Raw genomic sequence first — 13,583 nt, forward strand, 5'->3', positions numbered from 1 at the left:
CTACGGTCCGTGGACGACACGGTAGCGCTATCACAGATAAGATGGGAAGGGGATGCACGTGGATCAGCGAGCGAAGGTAATGCTATCCACAAGCCCCACCCGCGGGACGCCACCCTCTCACTATCTCCATTTTTGCCCGGCCAGGGTACGGCGCGGCCGTATCCGTGCTGCCGCGCACATCGCCGCGGTGGCAATGGCAACGACGACACTATCGGCTGCGGCCGCCATCCAGAGGCCGGACTGGGTCGCCGCGTGGGGCTCGGCCCAGATGCCCTTGGAGGGTAAGGACCCCGCGCTCGTCGCGGCTTCTGGGCCGGTCACGATCCGCCAGATCGTCCATCTTTCCGCCGACGGCAACAGCGTGCGGATCCGCCTGTCGAACGTCGCCGGCGACCGTCCGCTGGCGGTGACGGCCGCTACGCTGGCCCGTGCGCGGGCATCGGGTGACGATGGAATAACCCAGGTTCGGCCGCTCACCTTTTCCGGCGCCACCGTCGTCACCATCCCGGCGGGCGCGGAACTCTACAGCGACCCGGTCCCGCTAACGGTGGCTGCCGGCGACGATGTCGCGATCAGCCTGTTCCTCACGGCGCCATCAGGCCGGCTTTCCGGGCATCCCGGTGCGCGAGCGACCACCTTCATCACCGCAGGCAACCAGTCCGCCACCCCGGCCCTCACTGCGCCGCGCCGTATCGGCGGATGGTGGTGGCTCGCGGATGTTGAGGTCGCGGAGAGCACGCGTACCGGAACGCTCGTCGCGATCGGCGATTCGATCACCGACGGCCGTGGCATCGTCGATGACAGCAATGCGCGCTGGACCGACGCGCTTGCCCGGCGCCTCGCCGCCGTCGACGCGCCCGTGCGATGGTCCGTGGTCAATGCGGGGATCGGCGGCAACCGGATTTTGCGCGACGGCATCGGCCCAAGCCTGATCGGGCGGTTCGATCGCGATGTCCTGGGTCGGTCCGGCGTGCGGGCCGCAATCGTGCTGGAGGGGGTCAACGACCTCGGTGTCGCGACCCGCGACGCGCCGGCCGACCCGGCGACTCACCGCGAACTGGTCGCAGCGATCACCACCGCCTACCGTCAGATCGCGAACCGGGCGCACGCGAGGGGCATCGCCGTGTTCGGCGGTACGATCACCCCCTATGGCGGCAACGATTATTATCACCCCGATGCCCGAAGCGAAGCCGATCGGCAGGCGATCAACACCTTCATCCGCGCGTCGGGGACCTTCGACGGCGTCCTCGATTTCGACGGCGCGTTGCATGATCCCGCCCGCCCCGATCGCCTGCTGCCCCGATACGATTCTGGAGATCATCTGCATCCGAGCCCAGAGGGATATCGCGCGATGGCGGCGGCGGTGCCGCTAATGCTGTTCGCCCGCGGCTGCGCGGCCGCCGATTGCGCGCCAACCGGCAAAGCGAGGTCATCCCGGCCGCGTATCGCGATCACCTTCGATGACATTCCAGCACATGGCGCCTTGCCTGCCGGCGCCACGCGCCTGGGCATCGCGCGATCGATCATCGCGACCCTCGCGGCGCATCGCTCGCCCGCGTTCGGCTTCATGAACGCAGGATTCGGCGACGGCGTGGCGGATGCGCCGCAGGTCCTCGCGGCATGGCGCGGAGCCGGACTGCCGATCGGCAATCATGGCTACGGCCACCTCGATCTCGCCCAGGTCGGCGCAAGCTCGTTCCTCGCCGACGTCGCCCGCAACGAGGGGCCATTGGCGGCGGCGGCGGGCGCGCACGACTGGCATTGGTTCCGCTATCCCTTCCTGTCCGAAGGACAGGATTTCACGACCAGGTCCGCGGTACGCACTGGATTGCGGAACCGCGGATACCGCGTTGCGGCCGTGACGATGAGCTTTGCCGATTACGCCTGGAACGGCGTTTACGCGCGCTGCCTCGCCAAACGGGACGCGGCGGCGATTGGGATGCTGGAAACGAGCTATCTCGACGCCGCGCGCAGGCAGGCGCTGCGCTCGCGGGAATTGGCACACGACGCGCTGGGACGTGACATACCCTACGTCTTGTTGATGCACCTCGGCGCGTTCGATGCGCGGATGCTGTCACGCTTGCTGACCTTGTACGAACAAATGGGCTTCGCCTTCACCACGCTACCCGCGGCGGAAGCCGACCCCTTCTACATGCCGGCGGTCGACCTCGCGCTGCCCGGCCCGAGCCCGACGCTGGAGGCTGCGGCGCGGGCGAAGGGTGTGCCGGTGCCCCCCGACACCCCCCTGCCCGCCGACACGATGTGCCGCTAGATCAGCCCACCATCTCTTCGAGCTCGCGGCCCTTCGTCTCGTGGATGAAGCGCTGGACCAGGAAGAAGCTGATCAGCGCCGATACCGCGTAGAAGGTATAGGTCGCGGTCAGGCCCAGCTTGGCCGCCATCACTGGAAAGCTCTGCGCGATCAGGTAATTGGCGAACCATTGCGCGAAGCCGCATACCGCCAGCGCCGATCCGCGCAGCCGGTTCGGGAACATCTCGCCCAGCATCACCCACATGATCGGGCCCCAGCTGGCGTTGAAGAAGATCACGTAGATGTTCGCCGCGATCACCGCGAGCGTGCCATTGGCTTGCGACAGTTGCAACTGCCCGGTCGCGTCGATGACGCCCGAATGGAATGCATAGACCATCACGAACAGCGCGACCGCCATCCCCGCCGATCCGATCAACAGCAGCGGCTTGCGCCCGATCCGGTCAACGAGGCCGATCGTAACGAAACAGGCCGCGATCGAAACGAGGCCGGAGATGATATTGCGCTGGAGCGCGGTCGATTCGCTCGCACCCGCGAGCTTCCACAACGTCTCGCCATAATAGAAGATCACGTTGATTCCGACGAGCTGCTGGAACACCGCGATGACCAGACCGGCCCAGACGATCGGCCGAAGCCCTGCGCCGGGCGCGAGCACGTCGCTTAGCCGCGGCGGCTGTTCGCTCGAGAAGCTGGCGCGGATCTCCGTCAGCTTGGCGGCGGCAACGCTGTGGCCAAACAGCCGCGCCAACACGCCCAGGGCATCGTCGTGGCGCCCGCGCGAGACGAGAAAGCGCGGACTTTCGGGAATGAAAAACAGGGCGACCAAAAACACCGCCGCCGGAATCGCCTGACACAGGTACATCCAGCGCCACGCCGGGATCCCGCCCCAGAACGGCGCCGTCGACGTCCCCGCCGCCGCGGCGAGAAAGTAATTCACGACGAAGGCTAGCGTCAGGCCGGTGATGATCATCACCTGCTGAATGGTTGTCATCCGTCCGCGTACGTTCGCCGGCGCCACCTCGGCGATATAGGCGGGCGACAGCACGCTGGCCGTGCCGACCGCCATCCCGCCGCACAGACGGGCGATCAGGAAGATGGTGTGGTCATGCGCGACGCCTTGGACGATCGCGCCGACCAAGAACAGGGCGGCTGCGAACATCATCACGTTGCGTCGGCCCAGCACGTCGGCGAGCCGCCCCGCGAGGAAGGCGCCGACGAAACATCCGATCAGCAGCGAACCGACCGTGAACCCCAGGCTCGCGTCCGATAAGGCGAAGGCGGCGCGCAAGCCGTCCTGCGTGCCGTTTACCGCACCCGAATCATATCCGAACAACAGCCCGCCGATCGTCGCCACCGCAACGATCGCGGCAACGAAGCCAATATTGGTACTACCTTCCGACGTATGGCTGCCCATAATGTCACCCCTCCTCAGGTCGTCCTTTGACGACTCTCATCCTGATAGCGCTATCAGCAGGAGGCGGCGTGTCAAGCCAGCGCGTCAGCCTCCGCTGGGCGGCCGCCGCCTGGGCGGCGCGTCGGACTGGCGGCGGATCAGCGTGTAATGCAGCAGGCTGACCGCATCCGCTGCCGGATCCCCCTGCCCGCGGATCGCATCGACCAGCAGATTGACGGACAACCGCGCCATGTCGGCGATCGGCTGGCGGATGGTCGTCAGCTCGGGCCAGATCGCCGTCGCCAGTATCGTGTCGTCGAATCCAACGACGGTCAGGTCGCCCGGGACGTCGAAGTCGTTGCGATGCGCGACCGCCACGACCGCGGCCGCCATGTCGTCGTTGGAGGCGAAGATCGCGGTCGGCGGCTCGGCGAGGGCGAACAACTGCTCCGCTGCGTCCAGCCCCGATCGATAGGTATAAAGCCCGCCCGCCACCAAGTCGTCGTCGAGCGGCAGCCCCGCCTCTCCCAGCGCCTCTCGATAGCCGCGCAGGCGTTGTGCCGATGCCGACAGGTTGAGGTTTCCCGTAACGAAGCCGATCCGCCGATGGCCAAGGGCCAGCAGATGCTTGGTCATCTCGCGCGCCGCCGCGACATCGTCGATCGCGACCGCGCGCTGCTCGCCCTCACCGCGAGACGTGGCCAGCAACACCATGGGGATACCCGCGGCAGCGAACATCGCCCTGACGTGGTCCGCCTCGCACAGCGGCGGCGTGAGCACCACCCCGTCGATACCATCCTCGATCAGCCGGGTCGCGACCTCTTCGTCCCGCTCGTCGTCCCCATAGCGCTCGAAGACCAGCTGGACATTGCGCCGCGTCGCTTCGTCCAGACTGCCGATCAGAAACTCGCCGACGAATCCCACGCTGGGGTTGGCGTAAAGCAGGCCGATACGCACCTGCCCCGCGCCGGCGAGGCTGCGGGCCGCCTGATTGGGCGTGTAATTGAGCGCCTCGACCGCAGCGTTGACCAACTCGCGTGTTTCGGCACGCACGTTGCTTTCGCCGTTGATGACGCGCGACACGGTCATCGGCGAGACGCCGGCATGCCGTGCCACGTCGCTGATGGTCGGTGCGCCACGCTGACGACGCCCGTTGCGGGAGCTGGTTTTGGCGATGGCCAGAATGATCTCCTCATGAACAGAAGCCTCTATCCGGTACGACAGGGCCGCTGCCCTGCGCAAGCAGGACCGCCGGCTCGTCGTGGGCCGCGCGTTATCGCACCCCAGTAGTGGGTCGGGCGCGGCCAATCGGGAAATGCAATGTTTCGCAAGCCGGGTTGCAATGCCCGAATTTCGCAATATGGTAGCGCTACCGCGAAGTCCGCCAGAGACTTGGTTGCAAGGGGAGGGTGAAGTGAGCCAAAAATTCCGAAAATTGGGCTTGTGCATGGCGTTCGTCACGTCCGCCTTGGCGCTATTGGCACAATCCCAAGTCCCCGGCGCAATCACGCCGGCCGGCACCCCCGTTCCGATGACGACCCGGGACGGACGGCATTATCGCGCACAGCCGCTGACCACGCAGATCTACACCGCCGATCCCTCCGCTCACGTCTTTGGCGGCCGTATCTACGTCTACCCCAGCCATGACGTGCCGACCGATATCCCTGATGACGACTTGGGCAGCGAATATGCGATGCGCGACTATCGCGTGCTGCGCATGGATCGCATTGGCGGCCCGGTCACGGTTGGTCCCGTCGCGCTCGACGTGAAGGATGTGCCCTGGGCATCGAAGCAGATGTGGGCGCCCGACGCCGCCTATCGCAACGGCATCTATTATCTCTACTTCCCGGCTCGAGACCGGCGACGCGACAAGAACGGTCTCGGTGCCTTCCGCATCGGCGTCGCGACGTCGAAGAACCCGATGGGCCCATTCCGCGCCGAACCTCAGCCGATCGCCGGCAGTTTTTCGATGGATCCGGCCGTATTCACCGACCGCGACGGCGCGACCTACATGTATTTCGGCGGCATCTGGGGTGGCCAGCTGCAGCGCTGGACCGCTGGCGCGTTCGACCCCAACGGCAGCGACACCGATCTCCACCGCGACGATGCGCCCGCCTTGTCGGGCAAGGTCGTCCGGATGGGCGCGGACATGAAGAGCTTCGCCGAAACGCCGCGCGACGCCGTGATCCTCGATCCCGCGACCGGCAAGCCGGTGCTGGGCGGCGACCACGACAAGAGGTTCTTCGAGGCATCGTGGATGTTCCGTCGCGGCGACGTCTATTATTACACCTATTCGACTGGCGATACGCACTTCCTGAACTACGCGACCGGCAACAGCCCGTACGGGCCGTTCACCTATCGCGGCCATATCCTGCAGCCGGTGCAGGGCTGGACGACGCATCATTCGATCGTGGAATGGAGCGGCAAGTGGTGGCTGTTCTATGCCGACACGCAGATGTCGAACCGCAACCACCTGCGAAACGTCAAGGTCACCGAGCTCCGGTTCGCGCCGGACGGCTCGATCCCGACCATTGACCCCTTCGCGCCGTAATCCGATGTTTTTAGGAATCGACATCGGCACCTCCGGGGTGAAAGCGGTCGTCGTTGATGAGGAAGGCATGGTCATCGGCCAGGGCATCGCCGCGCTCGATGTCCAGCGCCCCCACGCCCTCTGGTCGGAACAGGACCCGGAATCCTGGTGGCGGGCGACGACCGCCGCGGTGCAGGCGATCGATCCTCGGATACGGGGTTCGGTACGCGGGATCGGGCTCGCCGGACAGATGCACGGCGCGACCTTGCTCGGTGCGGACGACCAGCCCCTGCGACCGGCGATCCTGTGGAACGACGGCAGGAGCTTTGCGGAATGCGCGGAACTGGAGCTTGCGCTGCCGACGCTGCAGGCGATCACGGGTAACATCGCCATGCCGGGCTTCACCGCCCCGAAACTGATGTGGGTCCGCACGCATGAACCCCATCTTTTCGCGCAGGTCCGGGCGGTGTTGCTGCCCAAGGATTACGTCCGGCTTCGCATGACGGGCGACAAGGCATCCGACCTGTCGGACAGCGCCGGCACGTTATGGCTCGACGGCGCGACCCGGCGGTGGAACGACGCCGCTCTTGGCGCCTGCGGCCTGACCGAGGCACAGATGCCCCGGCTGTTCGAGGGAACCGACATCACCGGGCGCCTGCGCGCCGACGTCGCCGAACATTGGGGGGTACCGTCCGTGCCCGTCGCGGCGGGTGGGGGCGACAATGCCGCGGGCGCGGCGGGCGTCGGGGTGGTGCGCGACGGCGATGCGTTGCTGTCGCTCGGCACGTCGGGGGTGATCTTCGTCGCGACCGACGCCTTCCGCCCCAATCCGGCGCGCGCCGTCCACGCCTTCTGCCACTGCCTGCCCGGGCTGTGGCACCAGATGAGCGTCCACCTGTCCGCGGCGTCCTGCATTGATTGGGCCGCGCGGCTGACCGGTGCCGGCGGTGCAGCGGAGGTGTTCGCGCGCGCCGAGACGGCGGGCCCCGCCGCCGGCCCCGAGCTGTTCCTTCCCTATCTGTCCGGCGAACGCACGCCGCACAACGATGTCGCGGTGCGCGGCGCCTTTCTCCATCTCGACAACGAGACCGGGCCGGAACGACTCGCGCAGGCGGTGCTGGAAGGGGTCGCCTTCGCGCTCGCCGACGGGCTGGACGCGCTGACCGGCGCAGGCTCCCGCGTCGACCAGCTCGCGGTGATCGGCGGCGGCGCGCGCTCGGCCTATTGGGGGCGGATCATCGCCGCCGCGCTCGACACCCAGCTCGTCTACCTCAAGGGCGGCGAGGTCGGGCCTGCGCTCGGCGCCGCGCGCCTGGCGCAGATCGCGGTCGACGGCGGCGATCCCGCCACCGTCTGCGCGCCGCCGCCCATATCCCATATGATCGATCCCGATCCGCAGTTGGTCGATCGATTGTCCGCCAAGAAGGCGCGCTTCCGCGACGCCTATCCCCGCATCACACCGAAAGGCATCTGACCCACCATGGCGACCGACTATTTCGCGGATATCCCGACCGTCACCTTCAAGGGGCCGGATACGGACGACGACCTCGCCTATCGCTTCTACGACAAGAACCGCGTCGTCCTGGGCAAGACGATGGCAGAGCATCTGCGCTTCGCGGTGTGTATGTGGCACACCTTCTGCTGGCCGGGCAGCGACGTCTTCGGGCCGGGTACCTTCTCGCGTCCCTGGGCCGCGCACGCCCATACGCCGGAAGGTGCGGCGGCGAAGCGCGCGGCGGCGTTCGATTTCGTCAAGCGGCTCGACGTCCCTTTCTACTGTTGGCACGACGTCGACGTCTCGGCGCACGCCGCCAGCGTCGCAGAATACGGCCGCTATTTTGGCGAAGCGGTCGACCATCTCGAGACCCTGCAGGCCGATAGCGGCATCAAGCTGCTATGGGGCACCGCCAATCTGTTCAGCGATCCGCGCTACGCCGCGGGCGCCGCGACCAACCCGGATCCGGAGGTGTTTGCCTGGGGCGCGATGCAGGTGCGCGCCGCGCTGGAGGCGACACATCGGCTGGGTGGCGCCAATTACGTGCTGTGGGGCGGCCGTGAGGGCTATGAGACGCTGATCAATACCGATCTGAAGCGCGAGACCGACAACCTCGGCCGCTTCCTCAGCCTGGTGGTCGAGCACAAGCACAAGATCGGCTTCACCGGCGCGATCCTCATCGAACCTAAGCCGTTCGAGCCAACCAAGCACCAATATGACTTCGACACCGCGACCGTCTACGGCTTTCTGAAGCGCCACGGGCTGGAAAACGAGGTCAAGGTCAATATCGAAGCGAATCATGCGACGCTCGCCAGCCACACGTTCGAACACGAGATCGCGACCGCGGCGTCGCTGGGCATCTTCGGGTCGATCGACGCTAACCGCGGCGATTACCAGAATGGGTGGGACACCGACCAATTCCCCAATTCGGTAGAGGAACTGACCCGCGCGACGTTGGAGATCGTGCGGGCGGGCGGCTTCACGACGGGCGGCTTCAACTTCGATGCCAAGGTGCGGCGCCAGTCGATTGACGCGGTCGACCTGTTCCACGGCCATATCGGCGGCATCGATACCGTCGCCCGCTCGCTGCTCAACGCGGCGGCGATCATCGAGGACGGCCGGATCGATGCCTTCAAGCGCGACCGCTATGCCGGATGGGACGAGGAACTCGGCCGCATGATCCATGCCGACGATACCGGCCTCGCCGACATCGCCGACCTCGCCGTAAGCCGCAACCTCGACCCGCAACCGCGCTCCGGCCGGCAGGAATGGCTCGAGAACCTGCTCAACCGCTTCTGATGTCGGTCGATCGGGGCGGCGCGTCATGCGTCGCCCCGATCGACTACGGCGAATAAGCGTAGGGCCCGATCGTCGTCCCGACAAAGCCCCCGGCGCGTGCCGTACTGAGCACCGTGCCATCGGCATCACCCAGCAGCCTCACCCATCGCCCCGGCGCAGTCGCATAGTCGAACGTATAACGGCCGCCGTCGGCCGCGATCCGCAGCTGCACGGGCGAGCCAGGGCCGCCGACGCCGTCGGGCAGCGGCGTGCTCGTCAGTATCGCGCCGCCGATCGGATCGCCGCTGCCGGCGCGGCGTTCGACCCGCATCTGCCGGCGTCCTTGGTCCTGCACCATGCCGATGAAATAATAATGCGCCTCGTTCTGATAGGCGACGAGCCCCGCCTTGGCGCCGTTCCGCATCGCGGCGACGCTCACCGTCGTCGTCGCCTGCGCATGCATGTGCTGCTGCCGATGCCCCAGAAAGCTCGGCTGCCCAGTCCCGCCGATCGGCTCCGTCCGTGGGTCGAGGCGGAGACCGCCTCGACCGGTATGCCACCACTGCGTTTTGGGTGTGCGCACCATCAGCCACGTCGTCGCCAGGCTCGGTTCGACGAATGTGTCGTCAGTGACGGCATTCCCGCTCGCCATGGCCCGGCCACCTTGCGGCGTCGGCAGTGCCGGTCGGCGCACCGCATATGGGATCGTTGTTCCCGGCTCTGTCACCACCGGCCAACCCGCCCGCCAGGTCACCGGCAGCAGGAAGGTTTCGCGGCCTGTATTGTACAGGTCCCCCGCATAGGGCCGGGTGGCCAGGAATACCGCCCACCATCCCGCCGCCCCCGCGTTGACCAACTGCGCATGTCCCGCGGAGGTGATCGGCGCAGGCCGCCCTGGCGGAAGGTCGCGCTGCGTCAGGATCGGGCGCGGCCAGGGCACGAAGGGACCATTCGGCCGGCTCGCGCGGTACACCGTCTCCGAATGGTTTGTGCTCGTACCGCCCTCGGCAGTGATCAGGTAATAGTGGCCGTCGTGTCGGAAGAGATGCGGCCCCTCGACCCACACCGGCCTGGCCGCGGGATCGATGCCACCGTCGACGATCGGAATGGCCGGCCCCGCGACCTTTAGCGTGGCGAGATCGAACCGCCGGATCCAGATTGCGCGATGTCCGTCGTACCGCGGTGCCTCCGGCGACGCGTCGTTGTTGACCAGCCAGGTCGAACCGTCCGCATCGGTGAACAGCGAAGGATCGATACCGCCCACCTCCCGAATCCAGACGGGGTCGGACCATGGGCCCGCCGGATCGCGGGCGCTGACGACGAAGGTCCCGCCGCAGCCGACGCAGGTATTGATAATGTAGAACAACCCGCCGGCATAATGCAGCGCGGGCGCGAACAACCCTTCCGACAGACCCCGACCGGTTAGGTCGATCTGACCTGGTCGGTCGATCGCGTTGCCGATCTGCACCCAGTGCACCAGGTCGCTGCTGCGGAACACCGGCAGGCCCGGGAAATAGGAGAAGGTAGAATTGACCAGGTAGAACCAGCGACCGACGCGAATGACGCTGGGATCCGGGTAGAAGCCAGGAAGGATGGGATTGGCGTAATGGCCGTGCGGGATCGTATCAAACGTCGCGTCATGCCCCGCATAGCGGAAGTCGGTGAAGCGCACCGGTTCGGGCGACGACGGCGCGACCCCCGGGACCAGGGTGGCCAACGCCACCGGAATCAGCTGGCGAAGCATGCGCGCTCCTCTCGCCGTCCGTGCATCACCCCCCGCCTGGCTCTAGACGAGAGCGTTGCGGCGGATCACCTCGCGATACCATCGCGCGCTGAGCTTGGGCGTGCGCTTCTGGGTCGCGAAATCGACATAATGGATGCCGAACCGCTTGGTATAGCCATCAGCCCATTCAAAATTGTCCATCAGGCTCCACAGGAAATAGCCCTTGAGCGGATAGCCCTCAGCGACCGCCCGTCGGAACTGGCCGACATAGTTGCGCAGATACATGACCCGGTCGACGTCATCGACCCGACCATTGGTCATCGGGTCATCGGCGGAGGCGCCGTTTTCGGAAATGAACAGCGTCTTGGGGTCCCACAATTCGCTGACCAGACGCACCGCCCAATAGGCGACTTCGGGCCCGACGATGAGCCAGGGCGACGCCATGCGCGGCGACGAGGCGATATGCGGAACGACGGCATAACCTTTGGGGCTGTCGTCGGCCCGTACCCATTCGGGCGTATAGACATTGAGCGATACAAAATCGAGCGGACTGCCGATCGCAGCCATGTCTCCCGCTTGCACCTTCGGCGCCGCGGCTCCCTCCTGCCCCAGATATTCGTCGATATACCGCCCCTCCATGATAGCGGTCAGGAACATCGCATTCATTTCCCGCGTCGCCTTCTTCGCGGCGGCGATATGCTCGGGCGTCTCGATCACGGGCGTGTAGATCGTCGTGTTGTCGGCCAGGCCGACCTGCGTTCCCGCGCGGGCATGGGCGCGGATCGCCTGCACCCCGAGGCCATGCGCCAGCACGCCATGATGGCGGACCTGATTGACCTCGGCGGGCGGCAGCTTGAGCCCGGGCGCGTGGATCCCTTGCAGATGGCCGAGATCGGTGAAGCACCGCAATTCGTTGACCGTCATGAAGTGGCGAACGCGATCGGACAATTTGCCCGCCATGAAGCCGGCATAATCGGCGAAGGCGAGTGCTGTATCGCGGTTACGCCATTCCCCCGGCAGGCCTGCTGGCAGATCCCAGTGGAACAGCGTCACATATGGCTTGATTCCGGCGGCAAGCAGAGTGTCGATGACCCGGTTGTAATAATCGATACCCTTCTGATTGGCCGCGCCCCGTCCCTCGGGGAACATCCGGGACCAGGCGATCGACATGCGGTAGGCACCGACACCGAGGTCTTTCAGCAGCCTGATGTCGTCACGATAACGGTGATAGCTATCGCAGGCGACGTCGCCCGTGTCGCCATTGGCGACCTTCCCTTGCGTGTGGGAGAATACATCCCAGATCGTTGCGCCACGCCCGTCTTCCTTGACCGCCCCTTCGATCTGGTAGGACGCAGTCGCACAGCCCCAGAGGAAGTTCTTCGGAAAGCTGGAATCCAATCGCCGACGCTCGGTCGTCGCCGCCATGAGGCCTTTCGGACTGAACGCGGCCAATCCCCCACCAGTCGTCAGCCCCGTCTTGATTACGTCGCGGCGGTTCATGTCCCCTCCTTATTGGTAGCGTTATCAGACACTGATTGTCAGAAACGGGTCGCCAAGAAAAGTCTGGTCGCGGCTCTCGCTTGCAAAATACTACCGGTTTTGCGCTCAACGTGGATGCGCGTCAGTTCCTTGCCGGGAAGCGGCCGCCCTGCCCTTCCGCCGCGACTGACCCATAAGCCGACGTTCATAGGCGACGGCGGTTCACCCGCATGCAGCCATTTGCTCGGTTCGGCGAAGCGACAGCTACCGGGCGATAGCTTTTAGCGATGCACAACCTCGCCGGCAGCGATCAGGCTGCCGTCCTAGAGCGTAAGGAGTCGGCGCGAACCGCGTTGCGCGTTGTGGCTGCTCTACTGCGCCTTCCAGTAGCGAACATAATCGATGCGCATCGCTTGGGGGAAGGCCGCATCATCGATACCCTTCTGGCCGCCCCAGTCTCCACCGATCGCAACGTTCAGGATAAGATTGTAAGGGCGCGTGAACGGCCACGCGCCGTGGTCGGGCGCCGGCGGCTGCGCGACCCGCATATACCCATGGCCATCGACCCCAATCGTGATTGCGCCCGGGCGCCAGTCGAGCTGATAGCGGTGATAGGCGGTACAACTGGTCGGCATGTGCCGCTCCGCGCCTCGCTGGGTCCCCAGCCGATGATTAAACGTGCCTGAATGCAATGTCGCATGAATGACGTTCGGATCCCAGCCGACCATCTCCATCACGTCGATCTCACCCCGATCGGGCCAGGACCCGCTCGACGGCAACAGCCAAATCGCCGGCCATGCGCCGCGTCCGCATGGCAGCTTGGCACGAATCTCAAAGAAACCATAACCCAACGGCTGCCGGCTGACGAGTTTGGCAGACGTGTAGTCCTGCCCGCCCGCGTCTCTGAACCGCGATCGCGTCGCCCGCTCATGTCGCGCCTCGATCACGAGCGCGCCCTCCTCGATCCGCGCATTCGCGGAGCGATCCCTCGCATAATATTGGCGCTCGTTGTTGAACCAGCCGACTGCATTACGCGAGGTATCGAACCGCCATGTGTGAGCGTCCACCGTCCCACCGCGGAATTCGTCGGCGAAGCTTGGCGCGCCTTCGGGCACAACCATCGGGACATCCACGGCGTAGTTCGCCGCGCCAAGCGACGCAGCCTGCAAGACGGCTAAGATCAGTCCCATCGTTTCCTCTCTTCCTAGCCGATAGGGAATGCCTACTGCTTTTGGAATACAGAGATAAACGTTGCGCACTGTAGTGGCCACCGGCAGCGGCGACCCAGATGCGTTGGGGTGGACGCCCCCTGACGGCATCGATGTGCCAGAGTGGAGGTGTTGAAGCACCACTGCAGGAGGCGTCCATGGAAGAGGTTAGCACAGTCGGCATTGATCTGGCCAAGTCGGTTTTCCA

9 protein-coding genes are annotated in these 13,583 nt (G+C 65.7%); 4 read left to right on the top strand and 5 right to left on the bottom strand.

All coding sequences use genetic code 11. From position 1 onward, the window contains the following. Positions 1-193 precede the first annotated feature (193 nt). Positions 194-2,272, top strand: coding sequence for a GDSL-type esterase/lipase family protein (locus ACU5AX_RS15055; RefSeq protein WP_446691614.1), 2,079 nt, complete (start codon positions 194-196; stop codon positions 2,270-2,272). 1 nt (position 2,273) lies between these two features. Here the strand turns inward: ACU5AX_RS15055 and ACU5AX_RS15060 are convergent, their stop codons facing one another. Together ACU5AX_RS15060 and ACU5AX_RS15065 are read right to left on the bottom strand one after the other, a co-directional pair. Further along, entirely contained in the window at positions 2,274-3,683 is a 1,410-nt protein-coding gene (locus tag ACU5AX_RS15060) for a sugar porter family MFS transporter (protein WP_446691615.1), read from the bottom strand. Positions 3,684-3,767: 84 nt separating this feature from the next. After that, entirely contained in the window at positions 3,768-4,778 is a 1,011-nt protein-coding gene (locus ACU5AX_RS15065; protein WP_446691637.1) for a LacI family DNA-binding transcriptional regulator, read from the bottom strand. A 415-nt stretch (positions 4,779-5,193) separates the two neighbouring features. Between ACU5AX_RS15065 and ACU5AX_RS15070 the strand changes: the two genes are divergently transcribed. Genes ACU5AX_RS15070 through xylA form a run of 3 tightly spaced genes read left to right on the top strand, consistent with a single transcriptional unit; the run spans position 5,194 to position 8,986 of the window. Beyond that, positions 5,194-6,213, top strand: a complete 1,020-nt coding sequence (locus ACU5AX_RS15070) for a glycoside hydrolase family 43 protein (RefSeq protein WP_446691616.1) — start codon at positions 5,194-5,196, stop codon at positions 6,211-6,213. A 4-nt stretch (positions 6,214-6,217) separates the two neighbouring features. Then, positions 6,218-7,666 (top strand): xylulokinase, encoded by a 1,449-nt coding sequence (gene xylB / locus ACU5AX_RS15075; protein ID WP_446691617.1) that lies wholly within the window; start codon positions 6,218-6,220, stop codon positions 7,664-7,666. A gap of 6 nt (positions 7,667-7,672) precedes the next feature. Further along, the gene (gene xylA, locus ACU5AX_RS15080) at positions 7,673-8,986 is read left to right on the top strand and encodes a xylose isomerase (RefSeq protein ID WP_446691618.1); all 1,314 of its coding nucleotides are present in this window, start codon (positions 7,673-7,675) and stop codon (positions 8,984-8,986) included. A gap of 43 nt (positions 8,987-9,029) precedes the next feature. On the opposite strand, the gene ACU5AX_RS15085 is transcribed toward xylA, so the two are convergent. From ACU5AX_RS15085 to ACU5AX_RS15095, 3 genes are all read right to left on the bottom strand, one after another. After that, positions 9,030-10,709 carry a glycoside hydrolase family 43 protein gene (locus ACU5AX_RS15085; protein WP_446691619.1) on the bottom strand — a complete coding sequence of 560 codons (1,680 nt, stop codon included), beginning with the start codon at positions 10,707-10,709 and terminating at the stop codon, positions 9,030-9,032. 42 nt (positions 10,710-10,751) lie between these two features. Further along, positions 10,752-12,188, bottom strand: coding sequence for a GH1 family beta-glucosidase (locus ACU5AX_RS15090; protein ID WP_446691620.1), 1,437 nt, complete (start codon positions 12,186-12,188; stop codon positions 10,752-10,754). 350 nt (positions 12,189-12,538) lie between these two features. Continuing rightward, a complete protein-coding gene (locus tag ACU5AX_RS15095) occupies positions 12,539-13,426 on the bottom strand; it encodes a glycoside hydrolase family 16 protein (protein WP_446691621.1) in 888 nt (295 codons plus the stop codon). Positions 13,427-13,583: the final 157 nt, after the last annotated feature.

The organism is Sphingomonas benefaciens (genome assembly GCF_052907485.1).

Bases quoted from the DNA above. Each gene is read 5' to 3' on its own strand.
- ACU5AX_RS15055 (WP_446691614.1), top strand. From the start codon at position 194: ATGGCAACGACGACACTATCGGCTGCGGCCGCCATCCAGAGGCCGGAC.
- ACU5AX_RS15060 (WP_446691615.1), bottom strand. From the start codon at position 3,683: ATGGGCAGCCATACGTCGGAAGGTAGTACCAATATTGGCTTCGTTGCC.
- ACU5AX_RS15070 (WP_446691616.1), top strand. From the start codon at position 5,194: ATGACGACCCGGGACGGACGGCATTATCGCGCACAGCCGCTGACCACG.
- xylB (WP_446691617.1), top strand. From the start codon at position 6,218: ATGTTTTTAGGAATCGACATCGGCACCTCCGGGGTGAAAGCGGTCGTC.
- xylA (WP_446691618.1), top strand. From the start codon at position 7,673: ATGGCGACCGACTATTTCGCGGATATCCCGACCGTCACCTTCAAGGGG.
- ACU5AX_RS15085 (WP_446691619.1), bottom strand. From the start codon at position 10,709: ATGCTTCGCCAGCTGATTCCGGTGGCGTTGGCCACCCTGGTCCCGGGG.
- ACU5AX_RS15090 (WP_446691620.1), bottom strand. From the start codon at position 12,188: ATGAACCGCCGCGACGTAATCAAGACGGGGCTGACGACTGGTGGGGGA.